Origin of the sequence: Metallosphaera sedula DSM 5348 (assembly GCF_000016605.1) — an archaeon.
Lineage (GTDB): Archaea > Thermoproteota > Thermoprotei_A > Sulfolobales > Sulfolobaceae > Metallosphaera > Metallosphaera sedula.
Window position 1 is genome coordinate 1,463,761 of record NC_009440.1, and the last position, 25,347, is coordinate 1,489,107.

Annotated in this window: 29 protein-coding genes and 1 pseudogene; 10 read left to right on the forward strand and 20 right to left on the reverse strand. The window is 45.2% G+C overall.

The window, feature by feature from the left end:
- The first annotated feature begins 57 nt into the window (after nt 1-57).
- Entirely contained in the window at nt 58-861 is an 804-nt protein-coding gene (locus MSED_RS07600) for a DUF929 domain-containing protein (RefSeq protein ID WP_048060105.1), read from the forward strand.
- Here MSED_RS07600 and MSED_RS07605 read toward each other — a convergent pair.
- Complete coding sequence (locus MSED_RS07605; RefSeq protein ID WP_012021444.1) at nt 836-1,867, reverse strand: hypothetical protein; 1,032 nt, start codon at nt 1,865-1,867, stop codon at nt 836-838. The genes MSED_RS07600 and MSED_RS07605 overlap by 26 nt on opposite strands.
- A 43-nt stretch (nt 1,868-1,910) precedes the next feature.
- Between MSED_RS07605 and MSED_RS07610 the strand changes: the two genes are divergently transcribed.
- Nucleotides 1,911-3,104, forward strand: coding sequence for a cation:proton antiporter (locus MSED_RS07610; RefSeq protein WP_012021445.1), 1,194 nt, complete (start codon nt 1,911-1,913; stop codon nt 3,102-3,104).
- Nucleotides 3,105-3,107: 3 nt separating this feature from the next.
- Here MSED_RS07610 and MSED_RS07615 read toward each other — a convergent pair whose 3' ends face one another.
- The 3 genes from MSED_RS07615 to MSED_RS07625 all read right to left on the reverse strand — a co-directional run bounded on the left by MSED_RS07615 (nt 3,108) and on the right by MSED_RS07625 (nt 5,824).
- A complete protein-coding gene (locus tag MSED_RS07615) occupies nt 3,108-3,662 on the reverse strand; it encodes a DUF1404 domain-containing protein (protein WP_012021446.1) in 555 nt (184 codons plus the stop codon).
- Nucleotides 3,663-3,693: 31 nt separating this feature from the next.
- The gene (locus tag MSED_RS07620; protein ID WP_012021447.1) at nt 3,694-5,259 is read right to left on the reverse strand and encodes an APC family permease; all 1,566 of its coding nucleotides are present in this window, start codon (nt 5,257-5,259) and stop codon (nt 3,694-3,696) included.
- A 64-nt stretch (nt 5,260-5,323) separates the two neighbouring features.
- Nucleotides 5,324-5,824: a DUF1286 domain-containing protein gene (locus MSED_RS07625; protein WP_012021448.1), complete on the reverse strand. Its 501-nt coding sequence runs from the start codon at nt 5,822-5,824 to the stop codon at nt 5,324-5,326.
- 196 nt (nt 5,825-6,020) lie between these two features.
- On the opposite strand from MSED_RS07625, the gene MSED_RS07630 reads away from it, so the two are divergent.
- Nucleotides 6,021-6,467, forward strand: a complete 447-nt coding sequence (locus MSED_RS07630) for an EVE domain-containing protein (protein ID WP_012021449.1) — start codon at nt 6,021-6,023, stop codon at nt 6,465-6,467.
- Here the strand turns inward: MSED_RS07630 and MSED_RS07635 are convergent.
- The 4 genes from MSED_RS07635 to MSED_RS07650 are packed head-to-tail and all read right to left on the reverse strand — an operon-like array spanning nt 6,454 to nt 9,035.
- Nucleotides 6,454-6,675: a hypothetical protein gene (locus MSED_RS07635; protein WP_048060106.1), complete on the reverse strand. Its 222-nt coding sequence runs from the start codon at nt 6,673-6,675 to the stop codon at nt 6,454-6,456. The genes MSED_RS07630 and MSED_RS07635 overlap by 14 nt on opposite strands.
- Nucleotide 6,676: 1 nt before the next feature.
- Nucleotides 6,677-7,399: a lipoate--protein ligase family protein gene (locus MSED_RS07640; RefSeq protein WP_012021450.1), complete on the reverse strand. Its 723-nt coding sequence runs from the start codon at nt 7,397-7,399 to the stop codon at nt 6,677-6,679.
- On the reverse strand, nt 7,396-8,238 hold the full coding sequence (locus MSED_RS07645; protein ID WP_012021451.1) for a radical SAM protein: 843 nt from the start codon (nt 8,236-8,238) through the stop codon (nt 7,396-7,398). The genes MSED_RS07640 and MSED_RS07645 overlap by 4 nt, the downstream gene beginning before the upstream one ends.
- Nucleotides 8,235-9,035: a radical SAM protein gene (locus tag MSED_RS07650; protein WP_012021452.1), complete on the reverse strand. Its 801-nt coding sequence runs from the start codon at nt 9,033-9,035 to the stop codon at nt 8,235-8,237. Before MSED_RS07650 ends, MSED_RS07645 begins: the two co-directional genes overlap by 4 nt.
- Before the next feature lie 180 nt (nt 9,036-9,215).
- Here MSED_RS07650 and MSED_RS07655 point away from each other — a divergent pair, with 180 nt between their 5' ends.
- Complete coding sequence (locus tag MSED_RS07655) at nt 9,216-10,199, forward strand: NAD(P)/FAD-dependent oxidoreductase (protein WP_012021453.1); 984 nt, start codon at nt 9,216-9,218, stop codon at nt 10,197-10,199.
- On the opposite strand, the gene MSED_RS07660 is transcribed toward MSED_RS07655, so the two are convergent.
- The 3 genes from MSED_RS07660 to MSED_RS07670 form a co-directional block, all read right to left on the reverse strand.
- Entirely contained in the window at nt 10,196-10,414 is a 219-nt protein-coding gene (locus tag MSED_RS07660) for a sulfurtransferase TusA family protein (protein ID WP_048060107.1), read from the reverse strand. The two genes, MSED_RS07655 and MSED_RS07660, sit on opposite strands and share 4 nt — an antisense overlap.
- Nucleotides 10,415-10,438: 24 nt before the next feature.
- A complete protein-coding gene (locus tag MSED_RS07665) occupies nt 10,439-11,107 on the reverse strand; it encodes an HAD family hydrolase (RefSeq protein ID WP_048060108.1) in 669 nt (222 codons plus the stop codon).
- 63 nt (nt 11,108-11,170) lie between these two features.
- Nucleotides 11,171-12,574 carry an MFS transporter gene (locus MSED_RS07670; protein ID WP_012021456.1) on the reverse strand — a complete coding sequence of 468 codons (1,404 nt, stop codon included), beginning with the start codon at nt 12,572-12,574 and terminating at the stop codon, nt 11,171-11,173.
- Nucleotides 12,575-12,769: 195 nt separating this feature from the next.
- On the opposite strand from MSED_RS07670, the gene MSED_RS07675 reads away from it, so the two are divergent.
- From MSED_RS07675 to MSED_RS07690, 4 genes are read left to right on the forward strand one after another with little or no spacing between them, the layout of a single operon-like run.
- Nucleotides 12,770-13,987, forward strand: coding sequence for an RNA-guided endonuclease InsQ/TnpB family protein (locus MSED_RS07675; protein WP_012021457.1), 1,218 nt, complete (start codon nt 12,770-12,772; stop codon nt 13,985-13,987).
- Between the two features lie 45 nt (nt 13,988-14,032).
- Nucleotides 14,033-14,653, forward strand: coding sequence for a membrane protein (locus MSED_RS07680; protein WP_012021458.1), 621 nt, complete (start codon nt 14,033-14,035; stop codon nt 14,651-14,653).
- Between the two features lie 55 nt (nt 14,654-14,708).
- Complete coding sequence (locus MSED_RS07685; protein WP_012021459.1) at nt 14,709-15,530, forward strand: DMT family transporter; 822 nt, start codon at nt 14,709-14,711, stop codon at nt 15,528-15,530.
- 51 nt (nt 15,531-15,581) lie between these two features.
- The gene (locus tag MSED_RS07690; RefSeq protein WP_012021460.1) at nt 15,582-16,556 is read left to right on the forward strand and encodes a hypothetical protein; all 975 of its coding nucleotides are present in this window, start codon (nt 15,582-15,584) and stop codon (nt 16,554-16,556) included.
- Here the strand turns inward: MSED_RS07690 and MSED_RS07695 are convergent.
- The 3 genes and pseudogenes from MSED_RS07695 to MSED_RS07705 form a co-directional block, all read right to left on the reverse strand.
- Nucleotides 16,504-17,463: pseudogene (locus MSED_RS07695) on the reverse strand (inorganic phosphate transporter). The gene MSED_RS07690 and the pseudogene MSED_RS07695 overlap by 53 nt on opposite strands.
- Nucleotides 17,460-17,714, reverse strand: coding sequence for a ribbon-helix-helix domain-containing protein (locus MSED_RS07700; protein ID WP_012021461.1), 255 nt, complete (start codon nt 17,712-17,714; stop codon nt 17,460-17,462). Before MSED_RS07700 ends, MSED_RS07695 begins: the two are co-directional and overlap by 4 nt.
- A 568-nt stretch (nt 17,715-18,282) precedes the next feature.
- The gene (locus tag MSED_RS07705; protein WP_144418771.1) at nt 18,283-18,564 is read right to left on the reverse strand and encodes a hypothetical protein; all 282 of its coding nucleotides are present in this window, start codon (nt 18,562-18,564) and stop codon (nt 18,283-18,285) included.
- A gap of 196 nt (nt 18,565-18,760) precedes the next feature.
- On the opposite strand from MSED_RS07705, the gene MSED_RS07710 reads away from it, so the two are divergent.
- Entirely contained in the window at nt 18,761-19,255 is a 495-nt protein-coding gene (locus MSED_RS07710) for a ribbon-helix-helix domain-containing protein (protein ID WP_012021463.1), read from the forward strand.
- Between the two features lie 44 nt (nt 19,256-19,299).
- Here the strand turns inward: MSED_RS07710 and MSED_RS07715 are convergent, their stop codons facing one another.
- The 3 genes from MSED_RS07715 to MSED_RS07725 are packed head-to-tail and all read right to left on the reverse strand — an operon-like array spanning nt 19,300 to nt 22,226.
- Nucleotides 19,300-19,959 carry a DUF47 domain-containing protein gene (locus tag MSED_RS07715; RefSeq protein WP_012021464.1) on the reverse strand — a complete coding sequence of 220 codons (660 nt, stop codon included), beginning with the start codon at nt 19,957-19,959 and terminating at the stop codon, nt 19,300-19,302.
- Nucleotides 19,960-19,993: 34 nt separating this feature from the next.
- The gene (locus MSED_RS07720) at nt 19,994-21,106 is read right to left on the reverse strand and encodes a citrate synthase/methylcitrate synthase (protein ID WP_012021465.1); all 1,113 of its coding nucleotides are present in this window, start codon (nt 21,104-21,106) and stop codon (nt 19,994-19,996) included.
- Nucleotides 21,084-22,226 carry a DUF763 domain-containing protein gene (locus MSED_RS07725; protein WP_012021466.1) on the reverse strand — a complete coding sequence of 381 codons (1,143 nt, stop codon included), beginning with the start codon at nt 22,224-22,226 and terminating at the stop codon, nt 21,084-21,086. The genes MSED_RS07720 and MSED_RS07725 overlap by 23 nt, the downstream gene beginning before the upstream one ends.
- Nucleotides 22,227-22,259: 33 nt before the next feature.
- On the opposite strand from MSED_RS07725, the gene MSED_RS07730 reads away from it, so the two are divergent.
- Entirely contained in the window at nt 22,260-22,925 is a 666-nt protein-coding gene (locus MSED_RS07730) for a metallophosphoesterase family protein (RefSeq protein ID WP_012021467.1), read from the forward strand.
- Here the strand turns inward: MSED_RS07730 and MSED_RS07735 are convergent.
- The 3 genes from MSED_RS07735 to MSED_RS07745 form a co-directional block, all read right to left on the reverse strand.
- A complete protein-coding gene (locus MSED_RS07735; protein ID WP_012021468.1) occupies nt 22,922-23,569 on the reverse strand; it encodes a peroxiredoxin in 648 nt (215 codons plus the stop codon). The two genes, MSED_RS07730 and MSED_RS07735, sit on opposite strands and share 4 nt — an antisense overlap.
- A gap of 171 nt (nt 23,570-23,740) precedes the next feature.
- The gene (locus tag MSED_RS07740; protein WP_012021469.1) at nt 23,741-24,712 is read right to left on the reverse strand and encodes a DHH family phosphoesterase; all 972 of its coding nucleotides are present in this window, start codon (nt 24,710-24,712) and stop codon (nt 23,741-23,743) included.
- A 24-nt stretch (nt 24,713-24,736) separates the two neighbouring features.
- The gene (locus MSED_RS07745; protein WP_374108053.1) at nt 24,737-25,309 is read right to left on the reverse strand and encodes a cysteine hydrolase family protein; all 573 of its coding nucleotides are present in this window, start codon (nt 25,307-25,309) and stop codon (nt 24,737-24,739) included.
- Nucleotides 25,310-25,347 lie beyond the last annotated feature (38 nt).

The window sequence follows — 25,347 nt, forward strand, 5'->3', positions numbered from 1 at the left end:
AAGGTATTGTAAGAATTTTGAAAAAAGTTTAAATGCAGACCTGGTTAAATCATGGCAATGGCTAAGGGAAAAAAGAAGAACGAAAAGGAGAGCAGGCTTATTTACATACCGTTCATCGCCCTGCTGTTAGTTATAGCTCTTTTCATAGGGCTAAGCTTTAGGACCAGCGTCTCTACCTCTGCCCAAAGTGCCTTCACTAACCTGGTTAAGGTTTCGTCCACAGATTATGCTCCAAATGGGACGACGCAGGTATATTTCATTAGTTGGTACGGTTGTCCATACGGTGCCACGTTGTCGTGGCCTTTGTACGTAGCCTTGAGCAACTACGGAAATCTCACGGTGATTCCTCACTACTCCGTGGCGGAACCAGACTTAGCAAATGGTGCACCAATTCCAGGCCTGCTGTTCCAGCGATTCACTCCAAGTTCTAATGTACAATTCCACTTCTATTACATTTACAATCAATATCTGAATGCTACTCCCTCAGGACAACCCGTTAACAACGCTGATAGGGTTCAGGTAGGGCTGAATGAGTTGGAGAACATGACACCTAGCTGGGTAGTTAATCTAGTGGAACAATATCAGTTAAGCGAGACTCAGGTGGTTTACAATGGGAATCAGGTTCCTATAGCCATGGGAAGCAGTGAACCTCACCTAGTTACAACCCTAATAATATCGGGACCTGGGGGAACATGGATAATGTTGGGCTACCCCAAGTCGTTACCTCCAAGCGAGGTGGTAAGCATAAACGGCAACTCGACCCAGCTTCTTAACGAAATAGAAAGCGGTCACGTTCCCTCTCCAATAGAGTCTACAGCACAACAGATCTTGCAGATCATACAGCAGGCCTCAGGATCTTAACGAAGTCTGTCTCTTTCTCCACCTTAAATCTCTTTACCCATGTCAAGTAGTCCAGTCTTTCCAGGGACGGAGTTTTCTGGTCCGTCAAGATTATCAACTTTTCCGCGTTAAAGGTATACCTTTCGACCAGAGCATTTATGGTCTCCGCATTGTAAAGAATTGGGCCTACCTCGATCTCATGATACTGAGCTTGCCTTAAGAGCTGAGAAAAGGCTTCATTACTGTTCCAAGCTTCCATAATGGAAATATTGCCCACAATCTTGCTCTTGGGATAGACGAAGAGTGGCAATATCACAACATCCGCACTCGGAGAGTTAGTTACCTTGGAGTTTATCATGGACTTTATGACTGAGAAGAGCCTAGTCATGTATGTTCTTCCCAGGTCTGCGTCATATTCTTTGTCCTTATCGTACTTCTCATGGAAGTTCTTGTTTAACCAAATGAAGGCATCCACTATCTCGCTTTCCCTTGATGACACGAAATCAAGAATCTGAACAGATGAGGCCTTCGCCAATGCGGAGTTTGTGTTCACTGATTGGCCTGCAAGTGCGGGGGTAAGAAGTAAAACTCTTTTCCCTGAGATCTCCTCCACAACTTCCCCAATCCTGAACGCGTCCTGCTCCAGCGATGCTAGAGGGTTAGCTGCAATCCCTACCCTCATTCCCCCCTCCTTTGTCATGGAATAAAACGTGAACCTGAAGTGATCTATCTCCTCTGCAGTTGGATACCAGGCCTTGTAAGTCTTCATCCCTTCATCCTTTATCGCGTTGACCTCTTCTAGAATTCTCTCAAACGCCTCGTGTGTATCCTTAAACTCATCGTCGAGTCTGCCATATGGAACAAAGATTGGTTCTCCAATCCTGGGGAATAGATATCTAAAGCCATAAAGCCTCGCCACCTCAGGAATTCCGGAATCTACGAGTGTCTTTATGGCCTTTTTCATGACAGGATTAAGATGGTCAATATGAAGAATATTCTTCTCCTCTCTCTTCCTGAAAATTGACATAAACTAGATTAATGTTCATAGCTATAAAAGTCAATGGCTTGGCATGAATTCTGATCAAGTGTACTTGGCACTGCTGGAGATATTCATTCTAGTGACAGTTGCCCAAGCACTGAAGGTGGGCTCCAGCAAGGCGAGGATACCTCCCTTGATCATGGAACTGTTAACGGGACTCATTCTTAGCCCCTTCGCGCTAGGTTCGTTTCTGAATGCAGTGACCGGTTATCAGATATTCACCATAAATACCTATCTTATCCTGTTCTCCGAATTCTCAGTAATCTTGCTTATATTCGCCTCTGGATTGGAGCATGGATTCAAGTCGCTAAGAACCTCAGGGACTCTTGCATCCCTAGCTGCCACGTTCGGTGCCGTTCTACCCTTCATGGGTGTTTTCCTGTACATGTCTAGGTTTGTTTCATTCAATGTGGCGATCTTAATGGGTGCCGCAAGCGCTGCTACAAGTCTTGCAGCTGTGGCCTCAATCATAGAGGGTGAAAAGCTGGAAAATGAGCGATACGTAAAGATAACGCTGTCGGCTGCTGCCATAGATGACGTTGTGGCCTTCATTATTCTATCGGTTTCCTTGGCCATAATAGCTTCTGGTGGACTGTCGTTCTTTGATGTGCTCAAGATAACCTTAACCGTAGTTATATCGTGGATCATCATCTTCTTGGCTTCAGTCTTCATCATTCCTAGAATAATTTCCGTTGTGTCGGATTCGCTAGTTGTTGACGTTTCACTCCTAGTTCTATTCGTCCTCGTGACCATAATGATTACTCTGGGTTTCTCACCAATTATAGCCGCGTTCATAGCAGGGGTAGCCATAGCTGAGAGTAGGAAGGCAGAGAGGATAAGGGGTATGGTCAAGACGATGATAGGAATATTTGGCTCGCTCTTCTTCATCAGCATTGGGGCTCAAACTGACGTTTTCACGTTTATTTCCCCTGGTGTTCTAGTTCAAGGGACCATTATTACGCTAATTGCGATGGCATTGAAGTTTACTGGTATATTTCCCTTTGCCTACCTTTACAATAAGGATGGGAAAAAAGCCCTTGCGTCATCGCTTGGAATGATACCTAGAGGAGAAATGGGTTTAGTGATCTCCTCCATCGCGTTCTCAAGTGGAATATTTGACCAAGCAGATCTTTCAGAGGTGATCTTCATGAGCCTCATCACGACTGTGGTAGGGGCAATAGCCTTTGAGAGAAGTGCCAGGAGTATAATGAGAACTGAAGCCTGAACCTCAGATGTTGAAGGTAGATCTCAATAGCCTGAATAGGACCACCACAAACACGGTGGTCATAATACCAAACATTGTTAGACCTGTCACTATTTCCTGGCCTACCGAGTATGGGGAAAACGGGTAAACTTGGTTAGAATAAGGTGGCCAACCCACTATGAGAATAACGGAAAGGACACTATCAGCTCCCATCCAGCCCACGAAAAGAAGAAGTTTCATGGGAAAGGAAAGGGAACTTGATGAACCTCCAGCTAGAATACCTGCAAGCAGAAGACTGAGATCATTGATTATTCGATAAATCGCAGATCCTCCCGCTAACGCATAGAAATACGGCACGTGCCAGAAAACCACTAGGAATATTGCAGGTACAACCAGAAGGCGAGAGTACTTCCTCCCCATAGTAAGTAGGAACCCACCTATGAACAATGCGTAATGAGATGCCATGAAAAGTGGTTCAAGCTTAAACTCCTCAAGTTCTGTAAGAGGGTTAAGGGCAAATACGAGCAATAATATTCCAGCGACGTCTCTAGGTGATAACAGATTAGAAGAAAATCTCATGAATAACTTATTTTTAAAAAAACTTATAAATCTACTCTGGAGGAATTTCCTTGAACACTAGAGAAATATCTATTCCCTTCTTCTTGTTTCTGTAGTTAGATACCAGGTAAACCAGGAAGCCAACTACGAGTACCCCTACCACGAATATCAATGTGGTCAAGTTGACCGAGCCTGTTGATGTGGTAAAGCCAAACAGTGGGTTAGTGGCAGCCTCATATGTAAGGAAGGCAAAGTAGAGGGCCGAGATTACACCAGCCACGGATATCGCCTTGGCCCTGTTTCTTAGACCATAAATTGCACCTGCTGTGCTGGCCACTAGGAAATAGATTGAGCCAAGGATAGTTGCTCCATAAAGCGAGAGGGCAGCATTGAGTGAGAACACTGGAACCAGGAGGAATAGTAGGGTTATGGTTAAATCGAGGGCATGGGCGTAAACGGGTGAACCGAACCTGTTTACCTCCGCGAACTTCTCCGGAAGAATCCTGTCAAAGGAGAGCGCGAACACGTACCTGGAGAACACTATTATACCATACGCTAAAACGAAGAAGTTCCAGGCTATGGCACCTATGCCAATGAGCCATTGAAGGGCTGGATTTCCTGCCAGTGCAATGGCAACAGTCCAGAAATTGTAAATGAAATAGGGATAGGCAACAAAGTTGAAGGGATATCCCGCAACCAGATCCATCTCCAGGAAGCCTCCCGTAACAAGAATAGCTGTGAGAAGAAGGGCAAACACTAGGTTGAACTTGGCGACCCTATCACTTTGCTTAAACTCAGCCGATACCGCAGGTCCAGCTTGCATCCACGGGTATGTGTATAGGGCGAAAAGCGGTAATAGTAGCACCGTTGAAACTATGCTAAAGTTCGTGGGGAAGGCCGTGTGTGGTGAGGATTGATAAACGTTAACTAAGCTTGAATTGATAGAGTTAAGGAACGGGGTTATGGCTGTTCCAAATCTCCCAGCCGAGGCTCCTATCACGATCATCGCTATGACAAGGGTTGAAAGCGATACTATACCGAAACCTGTCACAATGGAGTAACCCCATCTGGATCTGAAAATGTTCAGCAGGATGACGATCACGAAGAACGCCGCAGCTATTCCGTAGAATAGGGCCTTCTGCTCAAAGGTGAGACCGCCGTTATAGGGGTTAACAAACACGTTGTTTGAGAGGGACACTAAGCTTGGGGAGTTGTCCACACTGCCAATGGTATATAACACTGCGTTAATGCTGGACGCCGAGAAGAAGGCCACTAATGCAAAGTAGGCAACCGACTCAAGCATGAGCGCTATCGCCATCGTGGATCCAATAGCCCCATTCAAGTTCCTGCTTATCCAGACATAATCACCGCCAGTCCTTCCCATCTTTCGTGTCATGTAGGTATAAACCAGGAGCTGTGGAAACGCAAAAACCAGGCCTATTATTGACGCGAGCCATAGGACTCCACCAGGGTAGTTGTTTATGTAAGGGGAGATCGACTCAAATAGCGTGACGCCAGCTGACATATTACCAATGTTGAGCATCACAGCGTCAAGAAGATTGACCTGCTTAAGGAGACCAGAACTTTCCCTTATAAAGACGTTTCTTTTACTGCTCACGGCTCTTTATGGACAGCTCAGTTTAAATTTTTTACTCAGTCAAGTATAAGCAAGTACATCACACTTAGCTAAAATTTACATGACCAAGTAAATGAAGCGGAATGGGAGAGTGAAGTTGCGATTGAAGAGCGAGGTATAGAAACATTGCTCCCGTCAAGATTGCCAATCCATTCACAAAGATATTATCGTAGGAGAAGTGGGCGAGGGCGAACCTGGTCCACCTCCTTCCCTGCCTCACGTAGATCCCCCTCTCTGTGAATACGTCAAGGAGAAGGTGAGATGGTCCCGCCAGGACACCCAGGACTAGGAGAATTGGGTAACCCTCGAAGAGGGCGAGCGGGATAGCTGGTATCAAGCCCCAGGGGATGCTCCTGAAGAGAGTGTGGGTCCTGGGAGTCCTGCGTATGTACCCTCCCCTGATTTCGTGACCCAGTCTGTCTATGAGGGTGTTCGAGACCCACGAGATAAGGAAGGAAAGGACAAGGGAGGTATAGAAGCTTAGAAATGGAGAGGAGATTAGGGTTAGTAGACCGGCTGTGAACACGTAATGAGAGACTAACTTCATCTAGCTAAACAAGGTGAGGGAATATTTATGCATAACACCATGAAATTATGATTTTTAAGTTGTTTGTATAGCTACCAATTTTGGGTATGATTATCTGAAATATTATCCCCTGCTTGCTATAAACCAAGTTAAAACGAGTGTATTTGTAGACCAACTGTAAGGAAAGACTTTTTAGGTCATTGTTATAAAAACGATTATGACCTTTTGGCTAGTACCGATACAAGAAGATATGTGGGATAATATTCAGTATGACGGCGTGTATGGATATAAAACGAACCTAAGTAAATATATTAAGAAAGGCGATAACATCATTTTCTACGTGAGCAAGTATTATGCCACAAGGTATGGCGGAAAGATAGTGGGCATTGGTAGAGTTATTTCAGATTGGTATTATGACGAGACTCCACTGTATCCTGAGGAGAAGGTGAGAAACAGAGCAATCTTTCCCCATAGGGTAAAGGTGGAGGTATGGATAACTGGGGCATGTGACGTAAAGAGCCTAATCGGAAAGGTCAAGTTCGTGGAGGATGTGGTCCAGCTACCCAAGTACCTCAGGAACGCACCGGCCAATCTGGGGAGACCAATTCTAGACTCGGATGCGAAAGTAATGGAGGAATGCCTTAGACAGACTATGTACGACTGAAACACTCCTTTACCTTCTCTAGCAGTTCGTCGTTATCCACTCCTAGAATTCTGGCATCGCTAGACCTCAAATTGGAAAGATCCCTCTCCAACTTCTCTAGGTCCTCCTCTGACCCGAAGAAGTCTCCCGTGATCTCTACCCTGCCTTCTGTAACCCTGAGCACAATGGTTTTCCCTGCCCTAGACCTGAATATCTTTTCGCAGATCATACTACCTCACGAAGGTCCACTTATCATTGGTGTACTTGTAGCTGAGCTGTTTCGAGAGTTCGATTTCCAGGGGTGTCAGTTCCCCCTTCTCCGCCTCGAAGACTGAGAGGAAACCGGAGAGCAGTGCGTTGAGCGCCTCTTCCCTAGAAACTTTCCTATTAAGTAGGAGAGAAAGGTTTGAGACCCTAGATGATGGGGTTCCCCTCACCAACTCCTTGGGTTTGGGAACCTTGATGACTGACATTAGCGAAAGATCGGTGGCAAACATAAATGTTCCGTGGACCAGAACAGCGTTACCCTTCTGTGCACCCGCCATTCCAACCACTTTCTTGTCCTTCACCACTACGTCATTTATGGGAACGAACTCCCCAGTTAAGCCCAACTGCTTCAGGGCCATCACGATAGCCTCACCTATTCTCCTGTAAACTGCCATCATTTCATGCGACCTAACTGCGACGCTCCAAGTAATCTCCCCAAGCTCGTCATGAAGGGCGGGACCACCTCCCGTGAACCGCCTTATTAGGGGTATTTTCTTCTGCTGAAGAAGGTCCATGTTAACCCAGTCGTGAACGGATAGGAACCTACCTATAGACAGCGTGGTGGGAGAGAAATTCCAGAACCTGATCATCTCGTCTACCACCCCCTGGTTCAGGAGCAACAGCGTGGCCTCGTCTAGGGCCATCTGCCTCTCTCCAGGGGCACCGCCCTCCACAACTAACCTCATGTCCTGAACTCCTCCAGGTATTTTTCAGGCAGACTACAACAAGCATCGTAAATTGGGAGATTAAATTCTCTAATTACCCTGTGATGGGGATTAGCAATTCTCTGAACTAGGCCCTTAGACAACACTGCCCTGTCTAGCTCTTCCTTTATGGCGTATGGCCTCATGCAACCCATGCTGGTCCTTCCTGCCATTAACCGGGAACCGTACTCTATGAGCGAGATAACCTTGTTCAGGTCCACCTTCAAGGCTCGAGAGGGTGTACCAGGGGTAGGAATCACGACCAGAAAGTTCATGAGATAGGGCTTGAAAGTGGAGACCAGTTCCATCTCCTGTCTCAGGTCCTCCTCCGAGTCCCTGGGGAGACCCAGCATCAGATGTGGGACAATGTATTCTGGACCACGGTCAATGAGGTCCTCCAGGGTTTTCACGTAAGCCTCCCTCTCGGCCCGAATTCCCTTGGCGTGATAGGAGCCAGGGGAGTAGGCAAACTCGAAGTCCACTATGTCTACCACATCCCTCATCTCCTCAATGGTTTCCCTATCCTGTAATCCTGGGTGAAGGTTGAAAACCAGGTTGAGTTCCCTCTTGAGCTTTCGCATGACTGGAAGAAAAGGAGCTACGGGGAGCTTTCCATCACGATCAAATCCTCCACTCACCAGGAAGCCCTTGACACCACGGGAATGAAGTCTTCTCACCGTCTTCTCAAAAATTTCCGGGGACATTGCCCCTTCCATTGAGGAAATATACTTGGTTCCACAATAGAAACAGTTAAGTGAACACTGTCCCCCAGTGATACTGATCGTTGTGAACTTCGACTTAGAGATAAAACCTGCCATCATTCCCTTTTCACCATGATGGGTATGTTGTATAGTTTTCCCCTTGGGTCCTCATTATAGAAGGGCCTGTCACAGGATGGGCATCCTGAGGTAAGGTAGGATAGATCTCCTCCATCGAAACCGTGGGATAGTGAGAACCTGATTCTCTGTATCCTCCTGTAGTCCTCCAACCTAGGTGGAGGTCTAGACTCCATGGGGGTCCCCTTGACAGGGGTGAAGGCAAATAGTGCCACCTCAGCTCCTAGGGAGTAGAGATGTTTCATTAGTTCCACGAACTCATCCTCTCTTTCCCCCAGACCATAGACTAGGTGAACGTAAACCTTCCCTTTTCCAAATACCTGGATGGCGCGCTTAACAAAGTCCAGATAATCGCTAAACTTCCCTGGTTTCGCCACGTTCTCCCAATTTCCCTCCGTTGTGTCCATTCCAACGCCCAAGTAGTCCACTCCCCTCTCCTTTAGTAACTTCAGGTACTCCGTAGATATGGGCACAGTCGTGACTGATTTTCTAGTTTGGACCTCGCTTACTATCTTGACCACCTCATCCTCGAAGCCTGGCTTAACCACAGTCTGTAAACAAAACCTCTTGAACGTGGATAACTTTTCCTTAACAGCCTCAAGCGAGACGCTGTACCACTTTACCCTAGATAGGTAGCTCTTATCGGCGTTGTTGGATAGGGACTGGGAACAGAACTTGCATTGATTAACGCATCCACCCTTCATCAAGGCATAGGCAGTTTCACTGTAGTAGGTCCCTTTGGTTATTGCATAATATGTGCCTGCAGAGAGCAGAACTTCCACAAGTCTGTGTGAATGGCCTAGGTAATAAGTTTCAGCTCGTGTCTTTTTACTCGAGAGCTTGCGTTGAGGTGGATGGCTCCATCAAGATATTATGATGATAAAAATCACAATCTTAAAACAGTTATTAATATACCGCAGAAACGGTTTAAATCATGGTGTATAAGGTATGGCTTGGTAATAATGAAAGTAGTTGTACTTGGAGGAGGATTCGCAGGCTTATCTGCACTTAACTTTTACAGGGATGCCATAGTCATTGATTCTAAGGAATACTTTCTCCTTACACATAGACTTGTGGATGTAATTGAAACAGGCAACCCTTCACTCGCTACGATTCCTTACCCCAAGGGTATTGTGAAGGCTAACGTCATGAGTGTTGATTTCAAGAACAAGGTAGTTAGGACATCCGATGGTGACTTCAGCTATGACAAGTTAATAATTTCCTTAGGATACGAGCAGGACACAACAAGGGTTAAGGGAAATGTCCAGAAGCTCGAAAACCTAGAGGATGCGTTGGCCATAAGAACGAAGTTGCCCCAAGTTAAGAGCGTGGCAGTTCTTGGAGGAGGAAATTTGGGAGTGGAATTGGCAGGAATTTTAAGGGAAATGGGTAAGGAAGTTCACCTCATTGAGTTACAGGATAGACTCCTCTCCTTCATGAGTAAAGAGTCTTCAAGGTTCGCAGAGAGTAGATTGAAGGAGATGGGAGTGGACGTCCTACTAGGGACGAAGGTAGAGGAGGTGACCCCAGAGGGAGTGAGGACAAACAAGGATCTGGTAAAGGTTGATATGGCCATTATGGCTGCAGGTCTTAGAGGGCCAAAACTTATTGAGAACTTGGGACTGAGCAACAAGAATGGCAGAATGCTCGTTAATGACTATTTAGAATCGATGGATTATGAGGACGTTTTCGGTGCTGGAGACTGTATGACCACCAAGTCCTTTGTCCCCATGTCTGCACAGGTGGCTGTACAATCGGGAAGGACAGCCATGGAAAACGCCCTTGGGGGAAATGTTAAGTTCGCTTATAAGCAGGCTGGAATAGTCTTGAGGATAGGGTCAGAGTACTTCGGTGACCTGATGGGGAGGTTTGTCAGGGGATCCATGGCGGAACTGGCCAAGAGGGTTGGAATTTATAGGGCAATAAAAATGGTTGAGTCTCTCTAGTATCTCTTGAAGGCAGTCACCACGAAGTTATCTTGGTCCTGTTTAACCGAGTAATCCATGTCGTTAGTTGACAGGAGAGGAATTATATCCCTCTCGAGGACAACTTTGTCGTCAGTAATTATCCTTATCTCCATTCCAGGTTTCAGCTTTTTTAGGGCCGAGTAAAGGGTTAGTTGAGGCACGGCGCAACATAGCCCGGTCAAATCTAGTTCCATAAATAACATGAGAAGTACCAATTATTAAACAAGGAGTTTTTGCTTATCGAGATAGGTCATCGCTTCGTATAAGTTCCTCACCTTGTTTACCTTTACGTCCTCGTAGAATCCAAACCTGTCAAGGAGTAGGGATTCGAGACCAGCCCTTTTAGCACCAATGTAATCCAGTTCGTATATATCACCTATGTGTATGGCTGGTTGTGCAACGTAGTTAAGCGCGTATCGGAAAATCCTGGGATGAGGCTTCACTACACCAACGTCGCATGAGGCGATGACTGCCTTAACGTACTTTTTGATTCCCAAGGAATCTATTACGTCATGCATTCTTCTAGTTGCATTTGTAATTAGAACCACATCTACACCCTTCGAGTTTAGGTACTCGAGGAACTCCTTGGCATCCTCATATAGAAAATAATCCTGACTCGGGGTATAGTCTCCACCCAATTGACCAAGTATTTGGCTCGATGGATATATCCCAAGCTCATATAGAAGTTCTCCCACGTCCACTGGATTTAACCCTACCTGATTTGGAAAATTACTTTTTCCCATTACCTTAGTAACTGCCCTGAATACTTGCTTGGCAGTCACCGGGTAACCAGCCTTTCTTAACCTGACCACTAGCTTTTCGAAGGACATAGGTCTAAATCCTACCAATGTCTCCCCTACATCAAGGAAAACCGATCTGAATTCCATAAAATATATAAAAAGAAGAAACTTTTAAAAATAACCTCTTTAAACTATATAGCTTATATATCTTTATTTAGTTTCCTGAGATTGCTCAAGTACAACGGAGTCCTGGGAAACCTCCTCAAGACTCTTGAGTTTAGGTTCCTTAACGGCTATCAAGGTGAGAACTGCACCCACGACGCTTATCACTGCAAGCATTTCCAATATGCCCTTTATTCCTAGTGAGGATAGTAGTGTAGGGAAGTAGAAGGTGGTTATGGCAGCACCAGTCTTCCCAGCTGCTGCTGAAATACCGTGTCCAGTTGTCCTATAACTGGTTGGATATACCTCAGACGGAATAACGAAGGTTGTAGTGTTGGGACCAAAGTCAATGAAGAAGTACGAAAGGGCATATAGAGCAAACGCTTGCGTAGAAGGAATCAAGAATCCTTCCAATTTAGCCCCCTTAGCTACAGCCAGCAACGCTACCACTCCATAAAGCACTGCCATCATTACGAAACCTAAGGTCTGTATGGGTTTTCTACCTAGCTTATCCATTAGTGCAACTGCAGTAAAGTAACCAAAGAAACCCACCATGAATGGAATGCCTGCGTACACTATTTCCTGCCCCACTGATGCCGGCTTCCCAAGTACCGAGGAAACTATGGGACCGGAGTAAATACCTGTTCCATAGAAGGCTATATCCAGGATAAACCAAGTTCCTGCTGTTCCAAGCAAGAGTAACCAGTACTTCGAGAAGAACTCAGATACGCTCTTTCTCTGTATTCTAACCCTTCTCACTTCGGTCTTGGGTGTATCCTTAGCCACAAACTCAACAGATTTCTCCACATTGTTTGTATCTCCCTTGAGTGCTGAGTATCTAGGCGTTTCTGGGACCTTTCTTCTCAGATAAATGACTGTAGCTGCCGGTATAGCCCCAACGAAGGCCATTACCCTCCAGGCAAGATCTGGAGGCAAGGTAAATGCTGAAATGGCACCTACTGCTACCGCAACTAGGCTCCCAATTCCTTGGTTTGCAAAGACCAAGGCCACAAGTTTACCCCTATCCTTTACGTTTGCGTACTCACTCATTATGGTAGCTGAGATGGGATAATCACCTCCAATACCAATTCCCATTATAGATCTGAAAATTATGAGCCAAAGTACATTAGGTGCGAAAGCAGATAAAGCCGCACCAGCAGTCAGTAAAGAGGCTTCCACACCATAAACAGTCTTTCTGCCAATAAGGTCCCCTAGTACACCAAAGACCAACTGCCCAATTATTGCAGTGAAGATTGCTGAAGATGCTAAGAGACCTTCATACAAAGGTGTTAAGGTAAAGCCAGGCAAGTGATAGGCGTTGAATATGTCAAGGATCGCACCTATAATAAAAAGATCATAGGCATCTGTGAAGAAACCCATCCCAGATGTGTACCAGATCTTGATGTGATTGAAGTTAAGCTTCACACTATCCAAAGACTTGAAAGGTTCCATGTCTTTTCTGTGCTACTCTACCCTGAGATACCTTATATAAATGACCCATATATATTATGTAATCTATGGAGATCTATATATTCTACATAGTTGAGGTTTAACCTTGGGGGATTGGGGGGCGGAAGTCCCTATCCGCGTGGGGATGGATAGCCCTTATAGAAAAGATTTTGTACCAAGAGAAACTTCTATACAGCGTTGAAATCAAAAGGCAACAAGGTAACCCTCTCATTCAAGTACAGGGCATACCCAACACCAGAGGTAGAGAGAAAACTCATCAACACAATGGAAATAGAGGCGAAAGTGTACAATAAACTACTGAACTACATCGCAGAGAGAAGAAAACAAGGGATTAAGGTAACACAGCTGGACACTCAAAAGCTACTCAAGGACATGGACGAAAAACACGAGGTGTACTCTAAAGCCCTACAAATGGTCAACAACGTCCTGTGGTACAACATCAACGCGTTAGCTAAACTGAAGAGAAATGGAAAGAAAATCGGAAAACTTAGACACAAGAAGGCATTCAAGATAGTCTGGTACAACCAATCTGGGTTCAAACTACAAGGGGATAAACTCCATCTATCCAAGATAGGGGAGATCAAACTCCTTCTACATAGGCCAATACAAGGAGAAGTGAAAGGGGTCATCCTGAAGAGAAGCAAGACAAACAAGTGGTACGCTATCTTTCAAGTTGAGCAGGAGAAACAACCCCTAGAGAGGACCGGTAGAGTCGTGGGGATTGATCTAGGCGTGGAGAAATTTGTTACAACGAGTGATGGTGACGTAATTGAGAACCCGAAACTCCTAGATAGGAGGGAAGAGAGGATCAAATTGTTACAGAGGAGACTATCGAGAAAAAGAAGGGGTTCAAGGAATTACGAAAAGGCCAGGGCAAAGCTCGCTATGGCTTACGAAAGGCTTGAGAACACTCTGAATGATTACATACACAAGATAACAACGTGGTTAGTCAAGGATCATGACGTAATAGTTGTTGAGAAACTGAACACACGAGAAATGGTACAGGACTCCCTCGGCAGGTTGAGGAAGCACATCCTTTACTCCAGTTTCTCCACCTTCCTCCATCACCTCTCCTACAAGGCTGAAAGAGCTGGTAGGAGGGTGGTCGAGGTGGATCCGGCATATACATCGCAGACCTGTTCCAGGTGTGGGTACAGGGTAAAACTTAGCCTATCTGATAGGGTGTTTCGATGCCCTAGCTGTGGCCTTGTAATTGATCGCGATTACAACGCGTCCCTAAACATCCTGAAACGCGGGGTTGGGACTGCCCCTCTGCCTGTGGAGGGGGAACCTCTACTGTTCACCTTTCATGAGGTGGTGTACAGCAAGTTCCCTCAGAGAAGCAGGAAATCCTCACCGCGAGGTGGGGATGCTCCGTCCGTAAGGGCGGAGTAGTTCACCTCAGTTACATTTTAATTTGATTGTGGAGACGTGAAGTCTATGGACATTGGAGTATTCTTAGCTGCATTGGCCATGGGAACCCTGGAGCTATCTGAGGCAGGGGCAGTTTCGGCTATATACGCTGGGGCGTACAAATCGTGGATTCCATACCTTTATGGGGCATTGGGTGTCTCAGTAGTTCTACTACCCACATTCACACTAGGAAAGTTCATCGAGTTACTTCCAATTCAATACGTTCTAGTAGTTGGTGCCGTAATACTGGCATATTTCGGTTATAGGCTAATAAGAAGTGCTAGGAGATCGTTCAAGGGTATACGTAAGCATCACGAGGAGAAGGAAGGAATGGGCGTGGTTCTGGTAGTGGCAATAACTGAGGCATTAGAGGACGCGTTAGTTGCCTTAGCACTAATACCACAGAGCTATTCCTCAACCCTGTTGGGAACAGGAATATCCGCTATCCTAGTTCTAGGGTTAACTGCCCTACTCAAGAACCAAATCGCGAGAATTAGGCTTCCGCACCTTAAGTTCGTTCTGTCGTCATTACTATTCTCACTTGCGTCGTTGTGGATACTCGAAGTAGCCTTGGATGTTACGGAATTGGTTATACTCCCTCTGTTCCTGCTTTATTTGGGAGTAAACTACTTGATTATAAAGATCTGAAGCCTCTGCATCATGAACCTCTAGTTTTTAATTTATGTGAAACAGGACTCAATAAATGAAACTAAGCAGGGCTTTCTACGACCTTGTTGGGGCCTCGGTACTTTGGGGGACCATTGGAATAGCTGTACAGGAAGCCTACAGATTTGGGGCCAATTCCCTGGGAATAGTCCTATTTAGAACGCTTTTCTCGTGCCTTATACTATTTTACCAAGGAAATAGGAAAATCTTACTCAGATGGGAGTCCATAGCTATGGGACTCATAGCTGGCACATTTTACGAGATATATGCATTCACCATCATTCTAGATGGTGCACCCCTATCATCTTTCCTGCTATATACCGCTCCACTCTTCGTGATATTGTTCTCATACGCACTGTTCAAGGAGGAGTTAAATCTACGTAAGGTTATAGGGTCCTTCATAGTTATTGTTGCACTCTATCTGGATTATCTGGGCACGCCCACGCCCGTGGAGCTGATTTGGGGAATTTTATCTGGAGTTTCATACGCTGGATTAATATCATTCTCAAAATTTCTTCAGTTAAGGAGATTTTCTGGCTGGGACGTCCTGAGCGCGCAGTCTGTATGGTCACTCCCCCTCTCCCTTGTAGTGAGTCTTCCCTTTTCGAGATCCATATCCGTTGGTTCAGTGGCAGGAGGGCTCTACATGGCAATTCTTGGGACTATAATTCCCTATTACCTCTTCTATAGGGGAATCAAGCTCATGGATTCAGCGATAGCTACCGTTATATCGGCGCTGGAACCGGTGGTCACGACATTGCTAGCGTATCCCCTTCTCGGGCAAACCCTTACACCGCTACAGATATTGAGCGCTTCCATGATTTTAGGAAGTTCCATTTGGCTTAGCCTATCTAGGTAGACCTTAATATTTAGGCCTTGGTTTTTAACTATGCTAGAATAGTCTCTCCTAATGAGGAATGTCATAGAGCCCTGGGGAGTCTACGTTCCCTTCATTTACAGCGCGGTAGCTTATTGGAGCTTAGGAGCGATGCAGATTCTCCTAAGGGGAGGCCTTCATCCTATCTTCATGATGGATGGCGCCTATCTCTTCTACGTGGGAATGATGTTCAGGCTTTTCGCACCTGCTAGGAAGTACGTGTTTGGACATCTTGTGAGCTTGATCCTGCTTCTTTCCTTAACGCCACAAGTCATAGGAGTTGGTATGGGAGTGGCCTTCCTAGTGATGATGTGGGCCGTAAGGGATGTCAGAAAGTACGGGTCGAAATTTCCCATTAATTACCTTGTCCTAATCTCCCCATTAGCTGGGGCCGTATCGTGGCTGACGTTTAATCTTTTTCATGATTTCTACACGCTTGAAGTCCCGCTACTGCTCTACGTCTTGGGAGTTAACGTTGGCGTTTTCTCTGCAACCTTGGGTGGTAGGGCACTTTTGGGCAAGAAGCAGGTTCCGTTAATCGTGACTATCCTAGCCAGTTACTTCTTCCCTCCACTAGTTAACCTCGTCTCGATTGTGTATCCCTTCCTCCTTCTTAGGAGAAAGAGTTTTATCGCCAAGTTGAATCGCAATGCTATCTCTGCGTTAGTGAACGTTAGCGCCGTGATCTTTTCAGGAACTTTTGGGCTCCTGATGGGAGGGCTATATCTACTCCATTCTTTCACGGTAGGCATAATGACGGTTCTCCTCATGAGTTGCTCCACATATTCTCTAGCTAGGTATAATTACGGATGGGAATGGATCGTCCCTATACTCCTTTTAATCGACATGGTAACCTTTTCAGGAATTCCGTGGGCATTAGCCCTAGCGATATACCTTTACTTGATCAGGAATGCACTGGGTCCTTTTTCCCTGAAAAACGGGGTATCCTCAAGGTTCATAAGCCCAGGATACTCTTCAGAACGCCAAAGGCAGCAAGAGACGAAATAATTGCTATCACCGGAGATGTTAGCCATCCCTTGGTAACCTGTTTCAGTTGGGTTTTAACGTCCGGACCATAACTTCTGAAACTGAGCCCTAGTATTCCCCCCCATTACAGTTTGGGTTATGGAGATAGGAACCCCAAACAACGTGAAAATCTCGGATATTATATCGCTTCCTAGCAAGGCGGAGGTGGCACTCAAGTATCCCATTCTAGTCAATCTAAATCCCACCACTAATGATGCCTTCCTGGAGCTAAAGTAGATCCCCAAGGACGCAGCAAGAGCGTAGAGCGGAAACACCACATAGGCCGGCTCCGACAGTAGTCCCTCGGAAGTTATTATTCCAATTGCGTTAGCACCTGTAACAAATGACGTAAACACGGCAGACGAGATTATCAAGAACTTATATATTTTCATTTCTCTTATAATTTTTTTCTCTTTAGTTGTTATCCTTACCAAAACGTAATAGAGCACAAGTGAAGAAACTATCGCCAACAAGGGTGTGAAGGCCCATGAAATAACGGTGAACCAGAATTTTCCCCAGTCAAAGGAGAGCTCCTTGGACAGGATCACCAAAATCGCTAACGATGGGTAAATCATCTGGCTTAACGAAGACGGAATACCGGCTCGATTGAGATAATAAAAGGATACCACAGAGGCCAGGAACACGGAAAGCACTGCTATACTTAGATAGGGCTGTAACCCAGTGACTGCTCCCCTAATACTACCTTGAAGTGAAATTGCACCACAGAAACGCCAAGAAACATGCTTACAGCGCTAATTAAATAGGAATATTTTCTTCTCATCGAGTTCGTGGATATAAGTATTCCTAGGGAAGTGGCGGAATTATTTCCTCCAACAACAAAAGACGAAATTAAGCCAACTAGAAATAAACCTAAACTTAATAAATTCATTTAAATTCAGTTCCACTTCTACTCCTGAGCTTTTGAAGTTTAAAGTCTAAGGCATGCCTTATAAAATCACTTCTGGATACGAAGGGATTGTTCAATGAACGGTTTAATCGGTTAATTACTTCATCTATTCTCTGAAGAAGTGGCACGTCGAGCTTGAAAGTGATAGTCTTTGTCTCCTTTTTCTCTATTTCTATAATAAATCCATCATTTTCTCCCTGTTCCCCTTTAGACAAATTCATAACCATGGCCATAATTCTGTATTAGCATTGATAGATAAACCTTTCTAGGCCATTGCCTTTTGAATTGTTTAAATAGTTTAAGCCCAAGATCATTAAACAGTGAACATAAAATACCTAAAAGAATTGTACAGTATAAATACAGTATAGGGACAGATGCTACATAAAATAGCAAAAAGGCTAACTTTACTTCTAAGTTTTTACAATCGCGAGTTCAGCGGTCTTTAGGCTGTTTTGGTGGGAATGGACTAATTCAGCTCGGACGTAAAACTTCCTGTTTTCAGTGAAAACTTTTATCTGCATGTATCAACTGGTTATTTTAGGCCTCATATGCAGGGCTTTAGAAGAGTTAGATCCTGGACGCTTCTGTTGATCCTTGACACAAGATCCACGTTTATCTATCGAATATACGCTTAGTATGTTAGATTTTAGCGTCCTTTCTTGCAGAGTTTGCCCCTTTACATTTCTTGACGTTCTAGTTCTCGGCCTCAAACTGCTATTTTCCGGTTCTTTAACCAAGAGGATTCTCTGTGATTGGAAGAACATTTTTAGAACTTTGTTTCTTTAAACTCTCGTCTCTAATTTATTTGTAATAAATTGAGATAATATTACTGGGATATCCTTCATCAAAGAGGCACATTGTATAGGCGTTTGGCCTAACTCTCTGAACTGTGTTCTTCACCTGATCACAGGAACCAGTATCTGGATTTAGTACAGCTATCACGCCAACTACCGATTTGGGTAGTGCGGTATTAATAACGGCGTCCATATTGGACACCATCTTAATTGGCAACGTGACTTTACGGTCGAATCCGTGGGTATTTAGCATCTCCCTAACGTGAGGCGCTATTTGTATCGTTGCCATAGTAACACCATGTATCCAATATCCCCAATTACGCATTTAAGCTTTTCTTACTTACTAGATAAAAATTCTAGAAGATTAAGGATAGATTTTCTATCATCTATAACAACTTCATTTCTATATAAGTCTTCATGAAGATAATCTGAGAAATTCAAAGACCCTCGAAAAGTTTTTATGCTTTCATGTATAACTAGAAATCATGTCAGACTCCTCAAACACAGATAACAAGGAAAATAGAACGGTAACCATTAGGGGAGTTGATTCAAAACTCTACGAAAGACTGGTTAACTTGGCCCGGGAGACAGGGAAAACTGTTGGAGAAATAACCAATCAGGCGATTGGAAACTTCCTGAGCGCAATATCGGAGGCCGAAATGATCACGTACAACGTTAAGGATAGCATAAAAAGTACAGGTAAGGCCTTTATAGACGGATTCAATGAGACCAAGAGAAACGTTTTCGTTGTATCCAACATTGGTGAAATAACAGTGTTTAAGTCAGAAATAGTCAGTGCAGGTAAGCCAGTCTCGTTCAGGAATATAGGAAAATTAATACTGCCAGACATTGACCAGGATACCTTAGACAAATACGTGGACTCCATTATATCTGTGGACGAACTCATTATTCCACCGTCGATCAATAAATTAGTGTTGATACGTAAGGCAAAATTTGTTAAAAGGATAATTCAACAATGACGTGTGAAATACTCAAACACTAATTTCTCTATTTTAGCCTCTTTTTAGGCCTTCAAGGTGGCGTATAGGGTTTCTATACTTAATGTTGCCTCCTCCATGTAATCTAGAATATCATCCATGAAGATAATTACGTCCTTGAACTGAAGTACGCTAATGACGTCAGCAATCCCCTCAGAGTCGTATAGCTTCTGTATGAGAACGTCCTTAATGTCGTCTCCATTCCTTTCTAGCAACTGAATCTCCTTCCCGATCCTGATCGCCTCTTTCATGTCTGTTTTCATGTAAGAGATCATCTCTGTGAGCTTCTCTCCTCCCTCAATTACCGTGGAAAGATAGGTTAAGAGGCCGTCACTTAAGGCCTTCAGTAATCCTTCATTGGGCTTCCTAGAAGAGATTGCCCTCCCCGAGTCCTTGATGGCCTTCATAGTGTTATAAAGTGCTTGATTTAACATCATCATGGACTCCTTGAAATCTGGGAGGAAAGCCTCACCGTAAAGCATGGAAACTATCTCCTCTCTGACCATGGCCACTCTCTCATAAATTGCCTTGATTCTGATGACCTCCGACATCACGCCTTCCCTGTCTCCCCTTATTACCTTCCTAACAAGCTCGTTTAACCTCATAATGGCTTCGTTGATGTTCTTAGTCATTTCAAGGGTTTTTGAAAACAGTATCTCCTCTTTGTTAATGGTGAACTTTATCATGGCGATATTTAATCCCCCTTCAATATTAAAACTATTACCTTTCTTCTATGGGAACATACCTTTTTCCTAGATCCCCCACGTATATGGCCTTGGGCCTTATGAGCTTGTTGTCCTTCAGGTATTCATCCACGTGGGCTGTCCATCCTATGACCCTGGCAGATGCAAATATCGTAGGGAACAGGTCAGGGTCAAAACCCATGGCGTAAAACACGAGTCCAGAGTAGAAGTCCACGTTGGGATAGATTCCCCTCTTACCCAGTATTTTTATACCAATTTCCTCAACCCTATTCGCGATCTCAAATAACCTCTTGATTTCCTCGTTCTTGGAGAGCTGATTCGCGTACTCCTTGAGTATCTTGGCCCTTGGATCCATGGTCTTGTAAATCCTGTGTCCAAATCCCATCAACCTCTGCCCAGAACTGAGCTTGTTCATCACGTATTTCTCCACGTTGTCTGGGGTTTCTATCTCCATGAACTGCTTCAAGGCCTCCGAGTTGGCTCCACCGTGAAGGGGGCCCTTTAACGCAGAAATTCCAGCAACGACTGAGGAGTAGATATCGGAAAGGGTAGAGGCTACAACCAGGCATGCCATTGTTGAGGCGTTCATTTCATGGTCCATATGTAGCATCAAGGAAACGTCCAACACCCTGGTGTCTGAGGGGGATGGCCTCTCTCCCCTAATCATGTAAAGGAAATTTTCGGAGTGGGAAAGAGAGGGATCAGGCTCAACGAACTCCTGGTTCCTTCTAGTCCTCTGGATGAGAGATATTATGGTTGGGATCTTAGCAGTCATCTTTATTGCCTTTCCTATGAGGTCTCCCTCACTCCTATCCTCTAGACCCATCATGCTAACGGTAGTTCTAAGTATATCCATGGGGTTGCCAAACTTTGCGGTTCTTTTAACGAAGGTAGAGATGTCCTCAGAGATGGATCTCTCCTCAGCCAACCTTGACTTGAAATCGTCCAACTCGTGTCTAGTGGGTAATTTACCATACCACAGGAGATATGCGACTTCCTCGAAATTCGAGAAGCTGGCCAGATCAAAGATGGAGTAACCCCTGTAGTAAAGTCTGCCAAGTTCACCGTCAATATAGGTTATTGAAGTCTCCTTTATTGCAATGTCTTCAAGTCCCTTCCTTAACTCCAAGTTTCATTTCCCTCAGCTTATTTAATGCAACGGCTTTATCTTTTTTCTCTAGCTTGGCTTTCATAGCAAACTCTTCAAGGGTATGAATGACCTCAAAGGCGATCTCCTTGTGCACAGGGAAGGGGATTCCATCCTTCCCACCTATCGCGAAGGCGTACTTGAAGGGATCGTAGGGCACGTTTACGGGATCCTGGTATGAGGGAGGTTCGTTATAAATGAGGTCAGATATCAAGCTTAACGCCCTCATGGTTGAGGGACCTATACCTAGAAGGAGAGCTTCCTCTAAACTGGTAGGTGACTTCTCCCTTACTTCCGAGAGTGTCTTCACCACTCTCCTCACATCCACGGGCTTCATGTAGACCATCTTTGCCTCAGACGAAATGGCACCCACGGTTCCAAGACTGATCCAAGAGTCCAGAGAGGTGCCCCTGATCAAGGCCATTGACCTGAGGTATTGTTTCTCTATCTTGGAAGGATCCTCTCTTAGCAGATCCATTATCACCCTCTTGGCGTTCACAGACTCGTGGACGTTAAGGACCGCCTTCTCCTTTCGTCCAGCTAATCCCGCACGTTTCTCATTTACCGGGTCTTTAATGGAGCTCCAGTGATATCTCCTAGCAAACCTCGTGGTGGGATTCATCCCCTGCTGAATTATTGCCCACTTACCGGACTCTGAAACCAGGAGGGAGTGATGATATAGTTCGTGGCCGTCTTGAAGAAGGGTGGTATCAGTCTTAGCCACAAGCTTACTAATCCTGGATAGTCGCTTAGCGTCAACGTTGAAATTGGATGGAAGAGCCTCCAGTTCCTTGGGTACATTCAGCGAGTTCTTTCCCTTTCCGCCAGTCACGGCTAATCCGTCTTGTACTGGGTTTATCACCTCCTTCAAGATACCTAGCGTTACAGTTGTTGAACCTGAGGAGTCCCAGTCCATCCCTATAACGTTGTTAAAACCCTGAAACCAGAGAGGATTAGATAACCTCTCTATCACCTTATCTGGACCCCACTCTAGAAGCATCACGTCCACTATGGCTCTCGACAACCTCTTCATGATAGGGATAAGCCATTGCGGAACTCTGCCATAGTGAAGCGGTAGGTCGCTGATGCCCGTGATCTCCATGAAATATTTATTGGTTACAGTGATTAAAAACCCATGATACTTGGAGCGATCTCTGACATTCACTCCCCCAGATATCTAAACGATTTCTTCATGGCCTTCAGGACTGCACCACTATACGACCTTTACATTCTAGCGGGAGATCTAGTGGACAAGGGAAAGGTTCTGCACTTCGATCCGATCTATAGACTCCTCTCATCTAGAAAGGTCGTCGCGGTATTTGGCAATGACGACTTCAGGGAACTTCGGGACGAGTATAGGAGACTCTACCCCAGCATAACCTGGCTTGAGGAGGAGGCCACTTCGCTGAAGGTGGGGAATTCCACGATCTACTTAGTGGGAAGCGAAGGCGTGATTGAGAGACCCACGAAGTGGCAATTCGAGAGGGGTATTAACAGGGAGTTCTACATGAAGAGAAAAGAGAGACTCGAGGATCTTCTTTGCAGAAAGGAAGGCGACTTAACAGTTTTGATCACCCATTACTCCCCTGCATATGAGACCTTGAAAGGAGAGAAGACCTGGGCTTATCCAGAACTAGGTTATCCACTCGTTAAGGAGTTGAAATGCAAGCCTGACATCGCGATACATGGACATGCCCACAAGTCCACTATCACTCACGCAGTTGTAGATGGAGTGGAAGTTTACAACGTTGCTTTACCAGCAACTAGAGGATTCACAACCATAAGGCTTGAAAAAAGTTAGACTCTTTGATCTGGGGGTAGCTCATCATACTTCTTGAACATTAGATACCAAGCCTTCGCGTTGGGTAACTTCATCCTCATTTCGGCTTCCATGAGAGTGGTTGGGGCCCCAACTACTACTTCCTTCCCTGGCTCCCAGTTCACTGGAGTGGAGACCTTGGCCTTATACGAAACTATTAGGGCCTTGGTTATTCTGATCAGCTCTTGTATATTTCTTCCAGCTTCTATGGGATATTGGGCCATGAACCTTATTGTGCCCTGAGGATCCACAATGAAGACTCCCCTCACGGTTAACCCAGAGTTCTCCTCAACTAGATCCAGTAACCTCGCTAGTTTCTTCTCAGGATCCGCTATCACGGGGAAGGGGATCTTTAGACCATATCTCTGCTCTATATCAGTAAGCCAGGCAATGTGCGAGTAGATACTATCAACGCTCAGACCCACCAACTGTACCCCTAACTTCTCAAATTCCGAATAGTTCCTTGCAAACTCAGCAAACTCGGTGGTGCAGACTGGAGTGAAATCCGCTGGATGAGCGAATAGGAACAACCACTTCCCCTTTCCAAACACATCCTTGTAAAAGTCTATTGGGCCAGCCGTTGTCATAACTTGAACGTCCGGGAATTTCTGATATGTTTTGACCATTTTAACACCTGAGATAAATGACGCTGAGAAGATTAAATCGTTGTCGCTATTAACTAGAAGTTACTTTTTATAGAGACTCTGTCCTGATCTTCACCACATAGAGACGAACGTTCTGCCAATTCCTATATTTTACGGTAGCAAAAACGACCTAGTTGGATTGGCAATCATGGTCTAATGGGCTGGTTTTCTCTCGTACTTAACTAGCCCCTCCTTCCTTATTACGTCAATTACTACTCTTGAGACCCAATCGATCACAGGCCCTCTAACGCCTATCCATCTTAAAAACCTATAGAGCAGGGGAATTCTAAGGGATGCTCCTGCGGCAAGAGGATGTCCTCCGCCACCTAGTCCAGCTGCAAACCTCCTCACATCTATCGTATTGCTCCTGAACGAAACTGCCTTCCCATTAGCTGAAACGAATATGTCTGCCCCTGTTCTCGTCATAAGGAACTGAGAGGCATAGCTTATGTCAGGCGGACCCTTCCACCTTATCGCAACCACTACCTTAGCACCTTCAACGTCCAACACCTTCACATATTTCCAGATCCTTTGATATCCTTTCAATTCCTCGTTAATTCTAGTCTCCAAGATTTTTTGGAACTCGTCGTTCCAAAGGGTTCCACCATAAAAGGTCTCAAGCAATTTCTTCTTCCATTCAAACCTTCTGTCATTCTCCACAATCCTTCTCAATTTTTCACCAAGTGGATCGTCATGAAGCCATATATCCACGGAGCAGTCCGCAGAGGCTAATCTCCTGGATACCTCGTCATTGGGGTTCATGACCTTGTTTACCACGCCTGCACCGCAGGTAGTAACATCGTGGTAGACTTCTACCCCTACCTCCTTGAGCTTCGATTTCCACTCCTCCTTCCAAACATGATGATCAAACCATTGTATTGTGGCACCTTCACTTCTAAGACGTTTCACAGCCTCAACTATCGAAGGAAAGGTGGACTCATTGATACCTAGGTCTGCTATCATCACGCTGGAGACTCCCCTCAACTCTAACTTGGCTAAAACCTCGTGAAGTTTAGTTGGCTCAGTGAACCAGATGTTTCTCGGGAGGGAATTGACAGCTCTCGCGTAAACGCTGGCCGAGGCAGTCCCATCAAAGTCGTTATGCACTATGGCGTAGTAATCCATTTTCTCAGGTTCCAGTAGTGGTTGTTACTTAAAAGTAATTCCTTGAGTTGTTGTTATCTTCCCTCTATAGAGGAAGTCGACTTGCCTTAGGGTAGCGTAATAATCGAATTCCGTTATGGCCGATATCCCGTCAGTAGGTACAACGATGTTGTACCACCGCAATGCGGCGCTCCCAGCTGTGTGAAGAACGCAGATATTGGCCACCGTTCCAGTGATCACAAGCGTATCTATTCCCTTGACCCGGAGGTAGTAATCCAGGGAGGTCCCAAAGAACGCATCATATCTCAATTTTTTGACGACATAATCATGTTTTTCCGGCTTCAGTTCGTCTACTATTTCTGCTCCCCAGGAGCCGGCAACGGCGTGCTCGCCCCAAATCTTAAACTCAGGATCGTCCTTAAGGTGCCAATCTTGAGTGTATATAACGTGGGCACCCGAATCCCTTGCCTTAGATATCAACTGCCTTATGGGAGAGATGGTGGACTCGGCGTCAGGAACGTAAAGTTTCCCCTCTTTTCTGACGAAATCATTTTGCATATCCACGACTACCACTGCACTTTTTGATGGATTTATGGACAGCTTATCAAGGACAGGAATTTCAGGAGTGAGAAGTTCTTTTCTCACAAGTAAAACAG